Source organism: Spirosoma harenae, from assembly GCF_054776975.1.
In genome coordinates, this window is sequence record NZ_BAAHBD010000054.1 from 221721 (window position 1) to 242541 (window position 20821).

The 20821-nt window shown below is 46.0% G+C and carries 15 protein-coding genes and 1 riboswitch; of the genes, 8 read left to right on the forward strand and 7 right to left on the reverse strand.

Annotated features, from left to right (window positions below; all coding sequences use genetic code 11):
- The first annotated feature begins 91 nt into the window (after positions 1–91).
- Positions 92–300, forward strand: a riboswitch (cobalamin riboswitch).
- Positions 301–350: 50 nt separating this feature from the next.
- The 5 genes from ACYVE4_RS33160 to ACYVE4_RS33180 all read left to right on the forward strand — a co-directional run bounded on the left by ACYVE4_RS33160 (position 351) and on the right by ACYVE4_RS33180 (position 6658).
- Positions 351–2330: a TonB-dependent receptor plug domain-containing protein gene (locus tag ACYVE4_RS33160; protein ID WP_461044715.1), complete on the forward strand. Its 1980-nt coding sequence runs from the start codon at positions 351–353 to the stop codon at positions 2328–2330.
- Positions 2327–3433 (forward strand): YncE family protein, encoded by a 1107-nt coding sequence (locus ACYVE4_RS33165; protein WP_461044716.1) that lies wholly within the window; start codon positions 2327–2329, stop codon positions 3431–3433. Before ACYVE4_RS33160 ends, ACYVE4_RS33165 begins: the two co-directional genes overlap by 4 nt.
- Positions 3434–3450: 17 nt before the next feature.
- On the forward strand, positions 3451–4161 hold the full coding sequence (locus ACYVE4_RS33170; RefSeq protein ID WP_461044894.1) for a Dph6-related ATP pyrophosphatase: 711 nt from the start codon (positions 3451–3453) through the stop codon (positions 4159–4161).
- A 251-nt stretch (positions 4162–4412) separates the two neighbouring features.
- A complete protein-coding gene (locus tag ACYVE4_RS33175; protein WP_461044717.1) occupies positions 4413–4943 on the forward strand; it encodes a gluconate 2-dehydrogenase subunit 3 family protein in 531 nt (176 codons plus the stop codon).
- A gap of 2 nt (positions 4944–4945) precedes the next feature.
- Positions 4946–6658 (forward strand): GMC oxidoreductase, encoded by a 1713-nt coding sequence (locus tag ACYVE4_RS33180; RefSeq protein WP_461044718.1) that lies wholly within the window; start codon positions 4946–4948, stop codon positions 6656–6658.
- Between the two features lie 248 nt (positions 6659–6906).
- On the opposite strand, the gene ACYVE4_RS33185 is transcribed toward ACYVE4_RS33180, so the two are convergent.
- Entirely contained in the window at positions 6907–7182 is a 276-nt protein-coding gene (locus ACYVE4_RS33185) for a hypothetical protein (RefSeq protein WP_461044719.1), read from the reverse strand.
- Between the two features lie 404 nt (positions 7183–7586).
- On the opposite strand from ACYVE4_RS33185, the gene ACYVE4_RS33190 reads away from it, so the two are divergent.
- Both ACYVE4_RS33190 and ACYVE4_RS33195 read left to right on the forward strand, forming a co-directional pair.
- The gene (locus ACYVE4_RS33190; RefSeq protein WP_461044720.1) at positions 7587–8069 is read left to right on the forward strand and encodes a DUF6252 domain-containing protein; all 483 of its coding nucleotides are present in this window, start codon (positions 7587–7589) and stop codon (positions 8067–8069) included.
- 686 nt (positions 8070–8755) lie between these two features.
- Entirely contained in the window at positions 8756–9328 is a 573-nt protein-coding gene (locus ACYVE4_RS33195; protein ID WP_461044721.1) for an RNA polymerase sigma factor, read from the forward strand.
- Here ACYVE4_RS33195 and ACYVE4_RS33200 read toward each other — a convergent pair.
- From ACYVE4_RS33200 to ACYVE4_RS33210, 3 genes are all read right to left on the reverse strand, one after another.
- A complete protein-coding gene (locus tag ACYVE4_RS33200) occupies positions 9320–10792 on the reverse strand; it encodes a TonB-dependent receptor (RefSeq protein ID WP_461044722.1) in 1473 nt (490 codons plus the stop codon). The two genes, ACYVE4_RS33195 and ACYVE4_RS33200, sit on opposite strands and share 9 nt — an antisense overlap.
- 197 nt (positions 10793–10989) lie before the next feature.
- The gene (locus tag ACYVE4_RS33205; protein ID WP_461044723.1) at positions 10990–12432 is read right to left on the reverse strand and encodes a S41 family peptidase; all 1443 of its coding nucleotides are present in this window, start codon (positions 12430–12432) and stop codon (positions 10990–10992) included.
- A 175-nt stretch (positions 12433–12607) separates the two neighbouring features.
- Positions 12608–12982: a hypothetical protein gene (locus ACYVE4_RS33210; protein WP_461044724.1), complete on the reverse strand. Its 375-nt coding sequence runs from the start codon at positions 12980–12982 to the stop codon at positions 12608–12610.
- A gap of 343 nt (positions 12983–13325) precedes the next feature.
- Here ACYVE4_RS33210 and ACYVE4_RS33215 point away from each other — a divergent pair, with 343 nt between their 5' ends.
- Positions 13326–13682: a nuclear transport factor 2 family protein gene (locus ACYVE4_RS33215; protein ID WP_461044725.1), complete on the forward strand. Its 357-nt coding sequence runs from the start codon at positions 13326–13328 to the stop codon at positions 13680–13682.
- A gap of 96 nt (positions 13683–13778) precedes the next feature.
- On the opposite strand, the gene ACYVE4_RS33220 is transcribed toward ACYVE4_RS33215, so the two are convergent.
- The 3 genes from ACYVE4_RS33220 to ACYVE4_RS33230 form a co-directional block, all read right to left on the reverse strand.
- Complete coding sequence (locus ACYVE4_RS33220; protein ID WP_461044726.1) at positions 13779–18194, reverse strand: SdrD B-like domain-containing protein; 4416 nt, start codon at positions 18192–18194, stop codon at positions 13779–13781.
- Between the two features lie 406 nt (positions 18195–18600).
- The gene (locus ACYVE4_RS33225) at positions 18601–19650 is read right to left on the reverse strand and encodes a sensor histidine kinase (RefSeq protein ID WP_461044727.1); all 1050 of its coding nucleotides are present in this window, start codon (positions 19648–19650) and stop codon (positions 18601–18603) included.
- A complete protein-coding gene (locus ACYVE4_RS33230; protein WP_461044728.1) occupies positions 19647–20696 on the reverse strand; it encodes a sensor histidine kinase in 1050 nt (349 codons plus the stop codon). The genes ACYVE4_RS33225 and ACYVE4_RS33230 overlap by 4 nt, the downstream gene beginning before the upstream one ends.
- Positions 20697–20821: the final 125 nt, after the last annotated feature.

Consider the following 20821-nt stretch of genomic DNA (forward strand, 5'->3'; position numbering starts at 1 on the left):
GGAATTCGGTGGTTATTTCCTTCAAACCGATCAGCTGTGCGCTAATAGCTTCGTTTTCCACTCTATTACTTGAATTGCATAAATTTCCGTTACCTTTGCCCAAGTTTTCGGTGCCTGATGTCGCTTCATGGCGACTTTCACGGCTTAAAAGGGAAGTTGGTGAAATACCAGCGCTGTCCCCGCAACTGTAAGTCAATCATTACTCGGTTCAATCCACATGACCACTGCGCTGATTTTCAGCGTGGGAAGGTTCGAGCCGACGAGACGAGCCAGGAGACCTGCCGACGACTATTCGCTGTTTTGAGGTTCGGAGGAAATCTCTGATTGCGTACTGATCGATACAATATTCGGTGCACGTACTTACGGTGATGGTGAAAACGCAACCCCCTTATTGGCGGGTATTGAGTCTGCTTGTTTGTCTGATGACTGGGCAACAGGGATTTTCCCAATTGGATTCGCTGAAAAGGGATCGATTTCGGGTAGATTCTGCCGTCTCGTTATCGACTGTAACAGTACGAGCCATTGCGCCGGAGCGATTTCTGGCCGGGCAGAAACTACAGCGTATCGATTCGACAACCTTACTCCAGTTCAGATTCGGTTCATTGACGGATTTGCTGGCTTTGAATACTCCGCTGGCGTTCAAAAATTACGGCTCTGGTCAGTTAGCGACAGTAGCTTTTCGGGGCACGTCGGCGAATCATACGGCTGTCCTTTGGAACGGTATCAATATAAATCAGCCCAATCTGGGCCAGACTGATTTCTCGACTCTGCCGGTTGCTGGCTTTGATCGACTTGCGGTTCAATACGGTTCGTCGGCCAGCGTAGTGGGCTCGGATGCAGTGGGAGGTAGCATTTTGCTCGGTAGTACGCCAATCTGGAAATCAGGTATTCAGGTAACAGTTGGGCAGCAATTAGCTAGTTTCCGAAATAATCAGACACAGGTTGGAGTGCGGTATGCGACACCGTTAGGCCGAAACTGGACATTGTCCGGCAAGACGTATGCTTACCGAAGTCAGTTCAATAATGACTATCCGTATACCGAACGACAGCATTATTTTGTAGACAATTCAACAACGGCGCAACGAGGCTTTTTACAGGATTTATACTTTTTACACAAGAACGGCCGGCAGTTTTCGATTAATACCTGGTTCTCTGACAATGACCTGATTCTGGCTCCTCAGGATACCATTGCGCGTGAGCGCACCCGAACGCAATCAGCTCGGATACTGGCTACGTATGAAGCCAATCGCATGACAGTTCGCGTTGGATGGATTCGCGATGTACTGGACTATGCCAAAGGGAATTTTGATGACCCAAGCCATACCGAAACGGAGCGATTGATTAGTCGAGTTGAACGAGAATTCGCTCTTTTAGCTACGACATCGCGTCAATTGAATTTGCGGGTAGGTGGTGAATGGTCGCATTATCGAACCCGGACGGATGGGTACGGTGGTCAGTTGATTCAGGAAAATCGGGGAGATGTTTATGCCTTGCTTCGTTTTCAGACACTGCGCTGGCTCGTGTCTGCTAACATCCGTCAGGCTTTCGTAACCCGGTTCAATCCACCGCTGACGCCATCGCTGGGCGCTGAATATCAGGTAATACAGCGAGATCGTTTCCGATTGATAGCCAAAGGGAATGTCAGCCGTAATTACCGCGTACCCACGTTGAACGAGCGTTATTGGGTCGAATTAGGCAACCCAAATCTATTACCCGAAAATGGATTCAATCTGGAGGGTGGATTAGCCTCATCCGCAACGGTATCCGATCACCTAAATCTGACAACTGAATTAACAGCGTACCGAAATCGGGTCGATAACTGGACGTACTGGAATCCGGATAATAATTACCATGTCGAAAATCTGCAATTAGTCATCGCTCGCGGAATTGAATTTACGACGGGGCTAACATACGCGCAGAACAACTGGCAAGCTGGTTTAAGGCTAGGCTATGCCCTAACGCGCTCCTCGCAGGAACGGACATACGGTGCCTACTCGCAGGATGTAATTGGGAAGCAGTTAGTGTATGTTCCGATGCATACGGGAACACTCAACGCACATCTGCAACGGAATCGAACGCGGCTCAGTGTACAGATGCAGGCCAATTCGCGTCGATACATCACCTTCGACAACAGCCAATTTTTTAAAGGAACGGTAGTAACCAACATAGTACTCGAACACTCGGCGAAGTTAGGGCCACTAGCGATGCGGGTTCAAGGGCAAGTGAACAACGTGTTTGATGCGCTGATGCTGGGCGTTAAGCGGAACGCATTACCTGGTCGAAACCTGGCCATCAATCTGATTATTAATTTTCCTTCTAATACAAAATGAAAAAGCAATTGACAAAAAGTATTGCACTGAGTCTACTGGCGTTGACCGTCTGGAATTGTAAAACGTCCGATCCAGAACCAACTCCTTACGAATCAGGTGCTTTCATTCTGAATGCAGGCAATTTTCTGGATAATAATGGCACCGTATCATTTATCCCACGCAATTCGACAACGGCGTCAACTGATATTTTCAATACGGTCAATACTCGTACATTGACGGGTAGTGTTCAGGGGTATATTGAAATTAATGGTAAAGGAGTCATTCTGGTCGACAATAGCGATGCCGGGAAAGATAAGGTCGAGATTGTCGAGTCGGGTACGTTCAAATCATTAGCAACTCTGCAAGCCCCCGACGTGGAGAACCCTCGTTATGTAGCGATGGCCGGGCCGAACAAGGCATACATTAGTTGCTGGGGAACGACAGGTACGTATCCCAACTTTTACGTAAATCCTGGCTACGTTCTGGTTGTGGATTTGGCATCAAGAACCATCACGAAAAAAATTACGGTTACAAAAGGAGCTGAACGGATTGTTGTACTAGGTAATGAAGCGTATGTTGGAAGCGCTGGAGGTGAGCGCACCTTAACGGTAATCAATACCGACACCGACGAAATAAAGCAGCCTGGTCTGGATGTTGGCGTAAATACGAGCCCGATTGCGGTTGATGCGAACAATAAATTGTGGGCGTATGCATCGGCAACAACGGAAATGGTTCGTATTAACCCGACTAGCAAAACAATTGAGGCTCGTTTGGGAGTAGGTAGCTCGGGTAAGTCGCCGGGGGCAATTGCGATAAGTGCCGATAAGCTGAGCTTTTACTTCGTCAATTCTTTTTATGATCCGGCCGATAGCTACAAGGAAAAAGGTGAAACCTATACATTTAAAGTTACTGATAATAGCATTTCTACAACCACTCCTTTTATTCGTCGTCTGTTTAGTGGGTTAGGCGTTGATCCACAAACCGGAATTATTTATGCGGGCGTGACTCCATCCTATAAACAGGCTGGTTATGTACTTCGTTATCAGCCTAATGTGGGTGGAACTGCCACGTTGATCGACTCAGTGCGGGCCGAAATTGCACCGTCTAAATTTTATTTCCGTTGATTCGTCGACTAGCCGTCATGAACTGGAGCGGAGGGAAAGATTCCGCCTTGGCTTTGTACCATAGCCTTAACGCAGAACGATGGAACATTCACACCTTGCTGACTTCTGTAAATGATTTGCATGGTCGAGTCAGTATGCACGGCGTTCGGATTGACTTGGTAAAAGCGCAGGCTGAGCAGCTGGGTCTACCGCTGCAACTACTCCGATTGTCGGGTAATGTATCAATGGATGAATACAATATCTGTATGCGCGAAACGCTTCAACCCATTCAGGAGCAAGGCGTTTCGCACGCAATTTTCGGCGATATTTTTCTGGAGGATTTACGACGCTATCGGGAAACTCAATTAGAAACTGTAAACCTGATTGGAGAATTTCCGCTTTGGCAGCGAAACACAACAGAGTTAATGCATGAGTTTGTGGATTTGGGTTTTCGGGCGGTGTTAGTATGTGTGAATGAGAAGCAACTCTCCACCGATTTTATTGGGCGCGAACTTGATCTGGACTTGCTTAAAGACTTGCCCAAAACTGTTGATCCCTGTGGTGAAAATGGTGAATATCATTCGTTTGTCTACGATGGTCCCATTTTTTCAAGCCCAATTCCAATTATCAAAGGTGATGTAGTTCGGCGAACGTATACGTCATCGAACGAGGTACATTCCGATTCGGGTAGTGCTGAGCAAGGCTGGGATACTGGCTTCTGGTATCAGGATTTGTTGTTGCGAGAGTAGAGTTTACTTCACCCCCGGCCCCTCTCCTAAAACAGGAGAGGGGTGCAATTTGGAATATTTTACATAAACGAATACAAGAAAATGAATGCTGGATGTCGGTGTAAATCGGATGTCCAGCATTCTGTTTTTTTAGTGTACGCGCTGTTTGGTTGTTAACAAGTTTCTATTGTCAGTTGCTAAGTGTATTTTGCATTCTGTAAGGATATTCTTTACCAATTATCCTTTTCTTACTAACTGTTTTAATTACTTCTATGAAACGGAGAGAAGCCATACAACAGGCAGCTTTGATGATGGGCGGTATGCTCTCAGCACCCACGCTGGCGGGGGCAATGGGGCGCGTACTGTATACCGGCTCAGGGGTCGATGTGTCGCCGGAGCAGGAAAGTCTGCTAGCCGAAGTTGCCGATGTCATTATTCCAACAACCAGTACGCCGGGAGCGAAAGCGGCTGGTGTTCAGAAGTTTATCATTCGGGTAATGCGTGATTGCTATCCGAAGGAGGATCAGGAAAAGTTCTATGCCGGGTTAGCGAAACTGGATGCCACTAGCAAAACCAAATTCAGTAAAGGCTTTGCTCAGTTAGATAATGCACAGAAAATCGAGATGGTCAAACAGACGATGACGGAGGATAAACCATTCTTCCTTCGCATGAAAGAACTGACGACGACTGGCTATTTCACCTCCGAAATCGGTGCGACCAAAACACTCGAATACTTACCCGTACCCGGCCAATTTAACGGCTGCATGACCCTCAAACCTGGCCAGAAAACCTGGGCATTATAACAATGAACCTCAATATTGACTCAATAAAAGACCAGACATACGACGCCATTGTCATCGGGTCGGGTATATCGGGCGGATGGGCCTCTAAAGAATTGACCGAGAAAGGCTTACGAGTACTGATGCTCGAAAAAGGCCACAAACTCGATCACGTTACGGACTACACATACGCTACCAAAGATCCCTGGCAGACCAAATACAACGGTCGTTTAACCGTCGCGCAGAAAGAGTCGCACCCGAAACTGGCCCGCGATTATCCATATAACGAGATGACCGAAACGTATTGGATGAAAGATACGGATTCGCTGTATAAAGAAGATAAGCGTTTCGACTGGTATCGGCCGAATATTGTTGGCGGTAAATCCATTATGTGGGGTCGTCAGTCGTATCGTCTGAGTGATATCGATTTTGGCGCAAACCTCAAAGACGGTATTGCCATCGACTGGCCAATCCGCTATAAAGACGTTGCGCCCTGGTATTCGTACGTCGAGAAGTTTGTCGGTATTTCGGGCGAAAAACTGAACCTGCCTCAGCTTCCTGACAGCGAGTTTCTACCGCCGATGGAAATGTATTGCGTTGAGAAAGAAGTACGTAAGCGCATCGAGAAAAACTTTCCCGGTCGTACCATGACCATTGGCCGGGTAGCTAACCTGTCGAAAGCGGAACAGGCGCAGATGGGTGTTGGACGTGCTCCGTGCCAATACCGGAACCGATGCTCGCTTGGCTGTCCGTATGGCGCTTATTTCAGTACGCAGTCCTGCACGTTGCCACCAGCCGCTAAAACCGGGCGCTTAACGTTACGGCCTGATACTGTCGTTACGGAAATTCTGTACGACGAAAACAAGAAAAAGGCGACGGGTGTCCGCATTGTCGATGCGGTTACGCTTCAGAGCAAAGAGTATTATGCGAAGCTTATTTTCGTCTGTGGCAGTGCACTTGGCTCAACTGCTATCCTGTTGAATTCCAAATCAAACCGTTTTCCAAATGGCTTTGGTAATGATTCGGGTGAATTAGGTCATAATCTGATGGATCATCACTTCCGTATTGGTGCATCGGGGGTTTGGGAAGGCGATCTGGATAAGTACTATATCGGTCGACGAGCCAATGGTATTTACGTACCTCGCTACCGGAATATCGGCAACGATAAGCGCGACTACATTCGGGGGTTTGGCTATCAGGGTGGTGGAAGTCGAACAGGCTGGCAGCGAAATATTGCTGAAATGAGCTTTGGTGCCGATTATAAAGAGGAATTAACCAAACCCGGCCCCTGGACGATGGGATTGGGCGGATTTGGCGAAACCTTGCCGTATCACGAAAACCGAATGTATCTCGATAAGAATGAGAAGGATAAGTGGGGAATGCCGCTGGTCGTGTTTGATGCCGAACTCAAAGAAAACGAGAAAAAAATGCGGATCGACATGATGAATGATGCAAAGGAAATGCTGGAAACATCGGGTGTGAAAAACGTTAGGGCGTATGACAATGGCTCGTATTTAGGCATGGCCATTCACGAAATGGGCACAGCGCGCATGGGCCGCGATCCTAAAACGTCGATTTTGAATGCTAATAATCAGGTTTGGGATGCGAAAAACGTGTTTGTGACGGATGGCGCCTGTATGGTTTCGGCTTCCTGCGTGAATCCTTCCCTAACCTACATGGCCTTGACCGCGCGAGCTGCGGACTTTGCTGTGAAGGAGATGAAAAAACAGAATATATAGGTGATTTGTCAGGCTGCCGAAGGAAGCATCTTATAGATTCCTAACTCATTAGCAGGGGTATATTAAGATGCTTCCTTTGGCAGCATGACAAAAAACTGCTCAAGAAATGTATAACGGTCCTCTAGAATTACAGAAAAGGTAAGTTGATATACTATTATTTCTAGTGAAAAAATACGTCGAGTATAGATAGCTATATAAAAACTAACAACAGGTATAGTATTTGTAGGTTGGTAGACTAATTAATTAACTCACTTACCAAGTGCATTAATATTCATTTGATGGGCGATCAATTGCCAGCTACTTGCTTGTTTATCAGGCGTTCTCGCGTCGAAAGCTAGCTTTTCAGCGGCTGCTAAGGGGAACACCCAGCCCTGTAATTCTGTACTCCAGATCGTAGAGCAACGAATAACTTCCTCAAATTCAGCTTCTGTCCATTTTTCCAGTCGATTTAGCTCGGCCAGCCGTTTTTTCTGTCGATGTAGAATAAGGGATACTTCTTTTGGCGTTGCCTGCTTGGTCTTCATAATTCCTTCCCACATTATATGGGATAAATTCAAGCAAATCCGAAGCCAAACTGCTAATCTGACTGATTATTAAGGCTTTATTCTTGAATTTATATTGACTAAGTAAGCCAATTTACGCCTTGCGGTGTCAATAAAGGAAAAGTCATAGCTTATGTATCCATGTGGCATCAGAGGCTTTATGCAATAAATAGCCGCATTTTAGGCCAATACCTCCACTTTTAAAGCCAAACCTTCCTCCTGTATAGTCTCGCTTATAGACCCCTTGAGGACGTATTAGTTTTGACCTGTCAAAGGAACACAAGGCCAACCGACGGCTTCCTTTTGTATCGACTTGGCGGATTATTCACCAGTTAAAATAGTGTTATCAAAACTCAATCATTTAGTCAAAAAATTACTTTCTCATCATGAAAACGTTTCAATTAGTTACACTCATTGCCCTGATCGGTTCTATTGGTTTAAGCTCTTGCAGCAAAAAATCAGATGATGTTACACCTAGTAATACACAGAATCAAAATTCGGCGGGTTTTAAAGTGAAGATCGACGGAAAAGATTATGCGCCTGATTTTTCGTATGCATTGGCCGCTTTTCCTGGCAAGGATGGGTACTATGCCATTTATGGTCTTGACAGCAAAACCAGTGATATCGTAGCTATTGCGTTGCCAAATACAATCAGCGAAGGAACGATTACGCTGACCAACGGTAGCTTTGCAACGATGACAATCAACAAAGAAGACTTCTCAACAATTAATGCTGGAACAGGAACGGTGACGATTACGAAGAAGACTGCAACGAATATTGTCGGCACCTTTAGCTTTACGGCCTACGATGCAACCGCTACGAAAAAGCGGGTACTGACTGACGGTTCCTTCAATGTCGCTATACGCTAGAGCATTATAAATCGTCACAAACGAGCTACTTTTTAAGAAATGGTTCGTCTATAAAGCAACTTACCATCAATTCTTCTCGTAGGGGTTGATGGTAAGTAAATAACAGAGCTGCCTGTTGTTGCTTCATTTCTACCAGTTATTCATTTTGAATAGTATCCTGAAAGGGGAAAAATCAATTTAGTAGCGTAAAACACGTTATCGATTTCCGAAAATGGCCTCAGAAAAGTTGAACCGACTCTTTATTTCGCTACTTATTGTTGCTGGATTTCTTGCTGGGTTTCTTGGATATTGTGTTGCCCTGATTCATTGGGTACAAACAATCTCGAGCAGCAATTTGACCAATCAGTCGATTTCAGTTATTGCCGAGACGGTTGTTTTACTATTATATACTTCTCTTGGCATTCGGTTTTGCCGTCGCAAAATCAACCTCTTTTAAGCAGTTACCCGAGTTAATTACATTTCTCATCAACGGAGCCGGGCTGACAAACTAGTTTGTCAGCCCTTTATTTTAATGCCCACTCTCGTTTGAATAGAGGTGTACTTATGTGCTGCTTTGGGTACACCAATGGTAGTATTATTAGCGAGAAGTAACAAGAAAGAGAATTACCACTTAATATATTTTATGTATCCAATCCAATAAGCCACCGTCTTACTCCCACTATTTAACAAACTAGAGTGATTTTAGTATGAGAGTAAGTACTCACGTTACAGTGGATAAGTCTTTAAATGACGAGGAAATTATTCGGCAGTATCTTGATAGCGAACCTACTGCGTGCTTCGAAACCCTGTACAATCGGTATGTCAATAAGGTATATCGACAATGCTTATCCATGACGAAAAGCTCGGAGCAGGCCGAAGATTTTACGCAGGATATTTTCCTGAAAGTATTTGATAAACTAGACGCTTTTCAGCAACGATCAAGTTTTTCGACCTGGCTCTATGCCATTACCTTTAATTATTGCTCCAATCAACTTCGAATGTCGAAACGGTTTCGGTTTACATCGCTTGAAGACGGACTGAAACATGACATTCCTGACCCCAAAGAATCGTCGTTGCACAAAGAAACACTTCGGCTGGTGAAACGGGCTATGGAATACCTTTCGGGTGATGAGCAGCGCTTATTAGAGCTTCGGTATGAACGTGAGATGAGTATTGATGAACTCGCCCAACTCTACAACATCAAAACCGATGCGGTCAAAATGCGCCTGAAGCGAAGCCGCGCCAAAATTCGACTCTTGTATAATCAGCAATCAGCGTGACGTAGCCTGTTCCTCAACCTGCTGTTGACGAACCTGCTGGCCAATCGGTACATATTCGATTTCGCAGGGGTAACCGAATAAACAATTGGCTTTGATCTGCTCCGCAACGCGTTCTGGAACCATTTTTTCCCAACCGTCTTCGCCCTGCTGTATCATTTCCAGAACATGATCTGTAGAAATATGCAGGTTTTGTTCGTTGAAATCAGTGATGTCTTCAATCTTGTCGTTCCGAACCAGGTATTGGAATAAAGGCTCCAGCGTGGGGGGCAGTTGGAATTCATTGCACGTATAAACAGTGCCGTTTTTTAAGGTTGGGTAAACAAAAAGTTTTACTTTTCGGCTGAACAGCGTCGCAAAGGATTCCAGAATACCACCCGGCAAAAACTCATAGTGACCTTCTTCAAAAATGTACTCCAGATTGGGAATACCTACGATAAGTCCGATTTTTAGCCGCGTTAACCGAGCCAGATAGGCTACGAGTTTGTAATATTCCAGGTAATTGGAAATCATCACAGTCTGGCCCATTGAGCATAGAATATCGACCCGATCCAGGAAATCCTTCTCGTCGATTCCCTGCTCGTTCGCTTTCAGATTGTGAAGCGTTAATTCCGCCATTGAAACAACCCGATTCGCGTCAACGTCTGGCTCATCTTTGAATTGTTTCAAGCCATTTTCTATCATATCCAACTGCACGTTGGTCAATGGCCGAAGCCGTCCGCGCATAACCAGGATATGCTTTTTATACAACGCTTCGGAAGGCTGTAGTACCTGGCCATCAGGACCAAACAGGGCTGCATCCGTAAAACCGTTTTTGACCAGATGCAGGGTCATCAGCCGGTTGTCTACATCCGAAAAATCAGTCCCATTGATTCGAATCATATCGATCTGAATCCGTTCTGGCGATAAGTCGTCCATGAGCGATAAGACCAACGTTTCTGGCGATTTGGCGTAGTAATAACAGCCGTAAATCAGATTTACACCAATAATTCCAAGCGCCTGCTGTTGCAGGATATTCTCGTTGTCGAGCATCCGAACGTGAATAATCACGTCGTTAAAGCCCGCTTGCGGATTGAGCTGAAATCGGCAGCCGATCCAGCCGTGAGCTTCGTTGGTTTTCTGGTAATTAAGCGCAACAACCGTATTGGCAAACGCAAAAAACGTAGTATCCGGCCCGCGTTTTTCGGCTAATCGTTTTTCTAACAGGCTATATTCTTTCGTGAGCATTTTGACCAGCCGTGTTTCAACTACGTACCGACCACTTTCCTCAACGCCATAAATTGAATCACTAAAGGTCATGTCGTAGGCCGACATGGTTTTGGCAATCGTTCCCGACGAGCCACCGGCTTTAAAAAACATAGCCGCTGTTTCCTGCCCAGCGCCGATCTCTGCAAAAGACCCGTAAATACGCCGGTCGAGATTGATACGTAGTGCTTTCTGCTTGGTACCTATATTCTTCTCGTACATAGTGTTGGCGGATTGCTTGATGCTAAAGTTACATCTTTAGATGCCAAAAGCAGCCTTGGGAGCCGCTTTTGTTGTAAAATAATACAATTTTAATAGTACGCAGCCGACTATCATTTTTCCGAACTATTTGGTAGTTAATGGACTTACCAACACCGATCAGGCAATTGCTAAATAACATCCTGCTTTAATACTATTTGTCAATTATCCAGTGGATTAACGCTGGTAAACATATTCCCACCTCCAGCTTTCTGATCCAAGGATGAACCCAAACTTGGCTGGTCAATAGCTATTGAGGCTGCCCGACGTGCTGTGCGCGTGCCGGATATCTGATAAATAGCTTCGCCCAGGAGCGGTTCGGTCAGGTCGCCAAAGGGTTTCAATCCGGTGCTAGGCTCTTTTACCTCAACAGCTGGTTTGAATCCACTACCGTAATCTGTAAAGCCTTGCGCATTAGCTGATTTGAACGTAATCGGTTGAATACCCCATTTAATACGGCCTGAATCGTCGGAGAGCGTTATTGAGCCAACATTCTTTCCAACTGTGGTCGTACCGATAGTAGTTACGGTCATGAAAGGTCGTAAACCGTTAATAACTAATTCGCTGGCTGAAGCCGTGCTACCGCTTGTCAGAATAAAAACACGGTTTAGGTTGGCCCCTAACGCCGACGATTTAGCTAAAAAATTTTCGGTGTTCCAGCCTGCTCCATATTTCTTGTCGTACGCAGCCGTTACGATGCTGTTCCATTTTTGCGTGTAGTACACTTTAGAAGCATCAATGTTCTTGCCAATTAAACTAGCTAATACCGTCGATGAACTTACGTAGCCTCCCCGATTGTACCGAAGATCGAGAACTAGTTCATTGACACCTTTCTGTTTAAATTGGCTGAAAATCGACTCTAATTCGAGATCATACGTTTTATCTTTACCCGGTGTTTCGTCAGCTTTATATACACCCGGTATAAACTGGTTGTATACGATATAGCCAATCGTTTTACTGCCAATTGTATAAGTCGTGTCTAACAGAACAGGATCTTCCTGAAAAACAACAGCATTTACCTGTTTTGTCTGATCTGTATCTGTCGTAACACCATTCACTACCGAGGCAAAGCCAAAGGTGTAACTATCTGAATTGCTGGACAGAAGCGATTGGTAATTCGAAATAGTCAGGGCTTGTCCATTTACTTTGGAAATTATGTCTCCCCGCTTTATTCCGGCCTTCGCGGCTGGTGAGCCTGGCAACACGTAAATAATCGTTGCCGTTACAGCCGTCCGCGATTGGTCACGATAATAATAGGCGTATTGCATACCAACCGTTTTTAATTGACCACCTAAAGATGCTTTCAAGGCGTCAGCACTTTCCTGAGCCCACGAAAAACGGTCGCGCTCGGTATTGGCTGTATTGCTTCGGTCGTATAATAAGGATAGAAAAAACGGATTCGGAGCCAGTGAAGTATCTGGATTGGCAGGTAGCTTATCATTCCAGAAATAGTACGTCTTCATATTCTCCGACATCCAGGTAGCTACTTCGCCGTTGGATGTCGGTCCTGATGGAGTAACGTCTTTGTTTTTACAGGAGGTGATTAACAAGGCACCGAAAAGGAGTAAAAATAGACTGGATCGCCCGATAGGAAATACGTTCATAGGTAATTGATGATGTGTAATTTGCGTACCTACAGATAACGTAATTAGGACCTAAATAATTTACTATGCGAACCGCATCCGATCGACTTAACTCATCGCAAATAAACAAAGCCCGGCAATATGCCAGGCTTTGTGGTAGACTACTCTTAACTTAACCTATCTCGAATTCTAAGATCTACTGCATCGCGATCGTGCGGTTGGTTTTTTGAACCGGCTGAGTCGACAGATTCAATTGCTTCACAATGCTGCCTTCGCTCGATTTAACTTCCAGTTCATACGTACCATCGGCTAAATCGTCGACGTTCAATTTCATGGCGTATTTCGTTTCTTTCTTGCCGATGCTTTGTTGATAAAGTACATCATTGGCTTTGTTCCGCAGGATGACCTGTACAGGGGCATCGGCTGACTTTTGGACGGCTAACCGGATCTCGTGGTTGACCGTTACATACGCACTGGCGTCGAATGAAAGTGCTTTTGGGGTAGTAGGGTTGAAAAGGGTAGAAGCGCTCAAAAGGACAGAAGCGGCAAGGGTGTTCATTAGTGCTAACATGGTCGTAGTGTTGTTTAGTGTTCTTTTAAAGAGTGTTGTTTACTGAGTTGTTTATACTAATCCAAAGCCTGTGCCAATCTTACTAAGCGTCTATTAATCAGCGGTTTGTTGTTTGTGCCAATTTTTGTCGTTGTCCGTAAGTGGACAGGTCTTGTTCAGATGCGGACAAAATTAGGGCGGTTTGCAGGTCGCTGGAAACTATGAATTGACCAAGCGTAGAAATTAGCTAATAGAGTGTATAAAATCCCGGATAAATGGTTGTGCCGATAAAATCTCAAGACGAACTGACAAGTACCAAAACCTAAGGATCAGATCTTTACAGCGTAAACAGACACCCTTTCCTATGGTCGACCTTGAGCATCGTTCCCTATTAGTAACCGCTTATGCTGCGTTCAACGCCCGCGCTATTGATGCCGTACTGGCGACAATGCATCCTGATGTAGACTGGCCAAATGGCTGGGAGGGAGGTCGAGTGATTGGTCATGAGGCTGTCCACGATTATTGGACTCGCCAATGGGCAGAGATTGATCCACATGTTGAACCGCTTCGGTGCCATACCGACGAAACCGGGCAGGTACTTGTGGAGGTGCATCAGGTTGTTAAGGATCAATCCGGGCAGATTTTGATTGACGAAGAACTACAACACCTCTACCAGATTGAGGATAACTTGATCAAACGAATGGAAATCAGGAAGTTGTAGAGATGACCTCACCCCCGGCCCCTCTCCTAAAACAGGAGAGGGGAGAGGTTTATTCCGTTTCCATTTGAGAGGGCTGGGGTGAGGTCAATTCATTATCTACCTGGGGACTCGCTTTATGACGATTGGTACGCATTTGCCAGTTGGACAAACGCAAGCCTGTACTTCAATGGAAAGATCCGTGAAACATCCAGCTGCATTGTATACTCTGACCCAATAAGTACCTGCTACTTGTACTGGCGTAAGCGCGCCATTAACGGTTAATGGTGTTTTCCCAGTCGTTATATGCGTTCCCGTTTCGAACGAACTTCCCTGTACTAATTCGTAGCTCAGCTGAGAAGCAAAGCCAGTCAACAAAATGGTATACGCTTGGGGCCCGCTGCATAGTGCCGAAATGCCGCCGACGGTTGGTTTAGGATTCACATTTATGCTGGCAACATCCGTAGCTGTATTATTTCCGATGGTACAGGTAGCCATGTAATTCAATACAACGGGGCTGGCAATATTGACCAGATTACTAGTTGATACAGTTATTGATGTGCCCGTTGTTGTAGTCGACCCATCTGACCATTCAATGGTTCCCGTTTCGCAACCGCTGGCAGTAAGAATAACAGATTCACCTGCACAAACTACAGCATCCGTGACGGTTATGGATGGGGGAGGAGTACAAGCCTGAACTTGTATCGAATGATCGCTGTAACACCCAGCCGCATTGTATACCCTGATCCAGTAGGTTCCCGCTGCCTGTACCGGCGCGAGCGCACCCGTCGCAGCCAATGGTGTTTGTCCAGTTGTTATATGCGTACCTGTGTCAAACGAACTTCCCCGTACTAATTCATACGTTAACGGATTCGTAAAGCCATTTAACAGAATCGTATAAGATTGCGGCCAACTGCATATGGAAGAAACACCACCGATAGTCGGTTTAGGATTAACGCTTACACTGGCTACATCCGTGGCTATACTATTGCCAATGGTGCAAGTGGCTGTATAAGTCAACACGGTTGGAGTTGTGATAGTAGTTAATCCGCTAGTCGATATGGTTAGCGAATTGCCCGTCGTGGTAGTTGCGCCATCTGACCATTGAATCGTTCCCGTTTCGCAACCGCTGGCGGTAAGAACGACCGATTCGCCCGCACAAACCACGAAATCCGTAACGGTTATGGACGCAGCTGTTGTGCAACTGGCAGGAGCCGTGTAGGTTTGACTAACGGTTTGATCGGCATAGCTTACGCTAAGGGAATGAACGCCTGAGCCCGACTCCAAACCGCTTAATGAATAGGGAACAGACGTTTGTCCTACCGTTACAGAAATGGTTTCCGTGATGTTTCCATCCGTTAACGTCAGAAGATCAGTTATTGAATTGGTCAGCGAAATAACGCCGGTCAGCGTGTACTCATTCGTTAGCGTGTTACAAACGCCGGGCGTCACTGTGAGGCCGATTGACGGTACACAGGTATTTTGAGGGAGTACAGCCGATACAATCGTAAAGCAGTTGGGCCCATTGTAAACGATGACTGAATAACTCGTACCGCTTGAACTGGCTGGGTTGGGCAAATCGGTATAACTCACGCTGCCATTCACAACGGTTCGGCTTTCGCTCACCGCTGTGTAAGCAGGTGGAGTGCTGGTCGTATACAGAAAGGTTTTGTTGGCGTTCTGAATGCCGCTCAGATCGATTCGACCATCGTTATTGGCCACAATACTGCTTGGCGGACAAGTAGGAGCCGTCACAGAAACGCTGGCTACGCCTATTGTTAAGCAGTAAAAACCAACGTCGAAACTATGATCTACTGAACCGTTGTTGCCCGTTGTTACGCTGATTGCGGGAGCGGTAAACGAAGAGAAAGTTGTTACCTCAGCATCGGAGTCGTTCATATCGTTGAGATTTCCCCCCGTTTCGTTTGCCATCGTCAGTAGGTAACGCCCTTCGTCGGCAGTTAATACGTGGCCGTCAAACTGCCCTCCGGTTCCGAAGACAATCTGATAGGTAGAATTTGGCAGAAGCGCACTCGTTGTACCCGAAACGGTTGACGACGTTGGTGAATACGTAAAGTAATATTCGCCATCTGCATTGGTCGTTGTTGTCGTAACGAGCGTGCCACTCTGGTATAAAGACACATTTACATTGGCTAGTCCTTTTTCGTCGGGGTCCTGCTCGCCATCGTGATCTTCGTCTATCCAGACCCGGTTCCCGATTTGCAAGTACGTAGGCAGATCACACGCAATGCCTACTCCGCCCAATCCAGTGGCTTTTCCGAAGGTAGCACCATCTCCATCCTGCGTTCGATACACCACATAAGCGCTGGTTGCGTTATTGCCTGTGGTATAATAGCCAGTGGTATTGCTTAGAAAGCGTAATCCACCCGACCAGGCCTGATCATCCAGCGGGTCCATGGTCGAGACCACTACTTCGCCCGAACCTGGCCGAATCGCCAGCGAACCATTCGCATTTTCGGAGTGAATGAGCTGGCCACCATAATAAAAGTCGTCATTATAAAACTCGCCACCTCCAGGTCCCTGATTATTATTAGTGCTTGATCCTTTATTAGGGCCTGCCTGGCCGCTATTTTCTAAAACATAGGCTCCGTTGCTAAAAAAGGCTCGTAAAACGTCGCCACCACTAATGTTATAATAGAGCGTTGCATCGGTTTCGATTGGGCTGAAATTTTGATTGCCAAACTGCAAACCTGATCGGTCATTAAAGCCGAGCACCATAGAGCCATCGATGTCAAACTGAATATCTGCCAGAATCGGCTGTGGATGGATGATAAAATGGTCGGTACCTACTTCCTGAAAGTTGGCGAATGTATCTTCCCAGGGAAACCAGCCCCGTAAACTAAAATCAGTACGGTCGGGGGCTCCTTTGGGATAGGTTAACGGGAAGTCAAAAACGATCTTGTAAGTACCCCCACTACCTAGTGAGTTGCCTGTACCGGGTGTATACGCAAAGACCATTGCCCGCAGATCACGCTTGTCTTTGCTGACAGAAGCATCGCAAACCGCCCCTACATATATTTTACCCTGATACGCTTTTACACCCCAAATCCGACGGATACCATTCGTACATATATTATCGACTGGAAGCGGATGTACGGCCCAATCACTGGACGTCGGTACGCTATTGCCAGACAACCGTAGCGAATACAACTGTCCATCACTTAAATTAGTGAACCAAAGCATAGAACCATCTTCGGCAAGGTCCATATCGCCAATTCCAACTTTGCCAATCGCACTAAACGCATTCTCGTCATGACTTGCGGTGAATATACCCGGTTGCAGGCCACGCGCACTATTGGACGGAATAGAACCCAGGTTAATACCCAGCGTAGTTAAGTCGACGAAAAGGCTGGTATTGGCTGTACTAAGTCCCGGTCCCGACATATCTGTGAGGTAGATACCACCGATACCCCCTGGCCCTAAGCCAACGTGCCGACGCACAAAGGCACTCGTGTACAGACGTTTTGTGAATTTACTGTAGGCTGAGCCCCACACCGACCCGATCTGACTGGCTGTAGCCAGTACAGAGGTCACATTGCCCATATCTTTATTGCCGCGCAACGAATAAGGGAAAGCGACAAGTGCGTCGATAGGACCAGAATCCGAACCCACTGGAAGTGGATCACCATTGACAAAGCAAGGTATGATGAGCAACGGATCTGTTTGACAGTGCTCCTGAGCATTCAGTAAACCTAAATCGACGGCGCAATCGGGCGAATTGACAAACTGAACGGATGTGCGGCCGTTTGGGCCATTCACTGTACCATTGCCTGCGTAGCTGGGTATATTGCTAAACTCAACACGAACTGGGTAAGCGGATGGAGAAACAGCCAGTGTGTATTTACCAATCGAATCGGTTGTCGTGGTTAAAATACTACCTGTATGGCTTATCGCCCGAACGACAATATCTGGCAAACCAGTTGTTTCACCTGGTTGATGAATACCATCCGCATTAAAATCTTTAAAGACCGTTCCGCCCAAACCTGCGCAACCCAATGGTGGACAAGGATTCGGCGTTACTAAGGTGCTCGACTCTGTGCACGTCTCGTAAGTAGCCGACACCGTAACAGGAGCGCCCGTCGCATTTACTTCAAAGGCGACCATTTGTGGGCTATGCACATCCGCATCAGTTACTGTAGAAACGGCTCGTGTTGTAATCGTTTTTGTCTGTGCGCCTAACTGTACCGTGATTACGCCCCCATCTGGAATCGTTGTCCAGTTTACTTCCGCGCTCACAGTGACCTTACTGACTCCGCTCACGGAATAACAGCCTGTTGCGCGAGTAATTACAGACAGGCCGCAGGGGTTGTCGATAATGGGCAAGGAACTGATTGATGTATTGACTTTGTGATTTTCTGTTGGCTTTGGGTTAGAAAGCTGGGTACTCGACGTCGTATTTTTTGATTTCTCAACCCCGGAAGCAGATGATGGGGTTGACTTAAGCGAAGTGTCTGAGATTAGTGGATAGACAAATAGCAGTTGAGTTAGTAGGGACACAAGTAACCGTAGCATCATACCGATGGAAGTGAATTTACCAATGTTATAGAATGGATTGACGGTATGTAAAGCTCGTATAGCAGCCCGTACATTCCAGATGAGGGAATTTTGTGTTGCTGATAAAAATAATTCGACCTTTTTTCAGAACCTGTTAAAACACCCTACTACTCATTTTACAACATCTATACCATCTTGATGAATCGGTTGCCAATTACTGTTCGTAGTATTTCATTGAATTAAGGCCGTTTACAAACGATTCGAAAATAGCCTGGATTATGAGGGGGGCTTGAAGCGCGCAAAAACTGAACCAATTTGTTGATTTAACGGGAGATTTATAGTGCTGACATATTAGAAAGCCGATTAGTTGATCTGGGGGATATCTATCTGTATACGATTTTTTAGCGTATACGGGCCTTATATACGCTTATTCAATCTCTGCTAACCTTTTTTCGCTCATCAATGGTAGGCTAACGACAAACCATCCTGGTTGCTCTTCAATCATTAGTTCACCTTCATTTAATAGCTGGTAATGGGTGGCTAGATTGCCCAGTCCGGCCCCAGCTATGTCTACGCGGAGAATCTTACGCTGAAGGGTGTTGGCTACAAAGAGACGATGATCGTCTGTCGTGTAAATGCGAATATGAAGGGGCTTTTCGGGCAATAATACGTTATAGCGTACGGCGTTTTCAACCAGTACTTGAAGTGCCAACGGTGGAATGAGCCGACGCTCGGTCGACGGCTCAATGTCAATCTCCAGTCGTAAACCCGTCTGATAGCGCGTTTGTAGCAGGTGAAAATAGGAACGAATAAAATCAAGTTCGTCGTTCAGTGATACCAATTGATGATCGCTGGCTTGCAGTAAGTAGCGAAAAACCGCCGTCAGTTCGCCTAGAAACGCATCAGCCTCAACAGGATTTTCGCCAATTAGTGACGACAGTGAGTTCAGACTGTTGAACAGGAAGTGTGGATTAACTTGCTGTTGAAGCGACGTAAGCTGGCTTTGCAGCGACACTTTTTCCAACGTATTGGTTTCTATGGTTTCGCGCTGCCATTCTTTCAGGATATACAACCCTTCGTAGATAGCGAAATAAATAAAGTGGTAGAAAATCTGAATGCCAATATTTCGGCTCAGCTCAATGGCACTGGTAAAATACTGAAACGTTCCTTCGAGCAGAAAGCGGATAATATGGCGCAGAAGCCAGGCAAAACCAACCAATACGGGTAGAACGGCTAACAGCCACAATAATCGCTGACGCGTATTGGCTAAACCCGGATGGCGTTGCTGAATAGCAATAACGGCCCACCGAGCCAACTGCCAGCAGATAATACCAGCTGATAGCGCAATGACCACATTCGTAAGCAACGATCTGATTGGGAGCGTAAGGTATAAGTCGAGCCGAAAAAACAGGCTTACAAACACGTAAAGACCGATAGGGCCCAGTAGGCGAAGTCGGCTGTCATTGAACGAGTTCATAGGGTCGCTGTAGATTCAGGTTGTTCAGCCAGTAAAGGCAATATAACAACAAACAACCCATTCGTTTCCTGAATCAGAATGTCGCGTTGTTCCAGCAGCCGGTATTTAGCCGCAATATGAGCCAGACCGACTTTATGAGAAGGAACAGCGCCTGTTTTGCGTTGCAGATTATTCTGTACAATCAATCGCGAATCCTGGGTCAGAATGTCAATAACCAGTGGTCGATCAGGGAGAATAATGTTGTGTTTGACGGCATTCTCAACGAGCAGCTGCAACGTAAGTGGAGGCAGACGACGCTCCAGTTGCCAATTATCGACCGCTATGTGTAAATCGATACCGGCCCCATATCGGGTTTTCAGTAACTGAAAATAGGATTTGATAAACTGCAATTCACGACTCAACGTCGTAAGTGAGTGTTCATTGGCTCGGAGCAAATAACGATACACACTGCTGAGTTCATCAACAAATGCTTCAGCCCGGTCGGGATTTTCATAGATCAGCATCGACAGCGAATTCAGGCTGTTGAACAGAAAATGCGGATTGATCTGACTTTTCAGTGTGTCGAGCTGATGCCTCAATTTAGCCTTTTTTAAGTGTTCATTATGCTCGTAAGCCTGCTGCCAGGCCCGCAGTATATAACTGCCTTCGTAAATGATGAAGTAGACGGAATGGTAAAAAATCTGAATACCTAATGAATAAGTATAGTTAGGAAGTGTTTGGGTCGAGAAAGGAGTATTGTTGAAAGCAACATGAGCCACTTGTCGGATTAGCCAGGCAAAATTGACCAATACTGGCATGATCAGAGCCATCCAGAACAGCCGTCGGCGGGTATTGGCCAAACCCGGATATTGCTTTTGTAATTGAATCAGAACCCAGCGAACGAGATTCCAGCAGGTGTAACCCGCTGCCAGGGCAATGAAATTGGATGTCAATACGCCCTTTGTCGATAATTCCAGGTACCAGTCTAATCGAAAGAATAAAGTACCGATCAAAAACAGGATCAGCGGACCGATAACTCGTATTTTTCTATCATCGAAGCCTTTCACGAATAGGATTAGAGTCTAGGAAATAAAATCGATCAAATTGACAGATCATTGTTCGTGTAAAATTGCTAAAAGCTTTGCAAGTAAACCTACATTTTTACGCTACTCCAGTTTAATAGTACATCTGT

Excerpts from the sequence above, each read along its gene's own strand:
- ACYVE4_RS33165 (WP_461044716.1), top strand. The coding sequence starts at position 2,327 with ATGAAAAAGCAATTGACAAAAAGTATTGCACTGAGTCTACTGGCGTTG.
- ACYVE4_RS33170 (WP_461044894.1), top strand. The coding sequence starts at position 3,451 with ATGAACTGGAGCGGAGGGAAAGATTCCGCCTTGGCTTTGTACCATAGC.
- ACYVE4_RS33175 (WP_461044717.1), top strand. The coding sequence starts at position 4,413 with ATGAAACGGAGAGAAGCCATACAACAGGCAGCTTTGATGATGGGCGGT.
- ACYVE4_RS33180 (WP_461044718.1), top strand. The coding sequence starts at position 4,946 with ATGAACCTCAATATTGACTCAATAAAAGACCAGACATACGACGCCATT.
- ACYVE4_RS33185 (WP_461044719.1), bottom strand. The coding sequence starts at position 7,182 with ATGAAGACCAAGCAGGCAACGCCAAAAGAAGTATCCCTTATTCTACAT.
- ACYVE4_RS33190 (WP_461044720.1), top strand. The coding sequence starts at position 7,587 with ATGAAAACGTTTCAATTAGTTACACTCATTGCCCTGATCGGTTCTATT.
- ACYVE4_RS33195 (WP_461044721.1), top strand. The coding sequence starts at position 8,756 with ATGAGAGTAAGTACTCACGTTACAGTGGATAAGTCTTTAAATGACGAG.
- ACYVE4_RS33200 (WP_461044722.1), bottom strand. The coding sequence starts at position 10,792 with ATGTACGAGAAGAATATAGGTACCAAGCAGAAAGCACTACGTATCAAT.
- ACYVE4_RS33205 (WP_461044723.1), bottom strand. The coding sequence starts at position 12,432 with ATGAACGTATTTCCTATCGGGCGATCCAGTCTATTTTTACTCCTTTTC.
- ACYVE4_RS33210 (WP_461044724.1), bottom strand. The coding sequence starts at position 12,982 with ATGTTAGCACTAATGAACACCCTTGCCGCTTCTGTCCTTTTGAGCGCT.
- ACYVE4_RS33215 (WP_461044725.1), top strand. The coding sequence starts at position 13,326 with ATGGTCGACCTTGAGCATCGTTCCCTATTAGTAACCGCTTATGCTGCG.
- ACYVE4_RS33220 (WP_461044726.1), bottom strand. The coding sequence starts at position 18,194 with ATGATGCTACGGTTACTTGTGTCCCTACTAACTCAACTGCTATTTGTC.
- ACYVE4_RS33225 (WP_461044727.1), bottom strand. The coding sequence starts at position 19,650 with ATGAACTCGTTCAATGACAGCCGACTTCGCCTACTGGGCCCTATCGGT.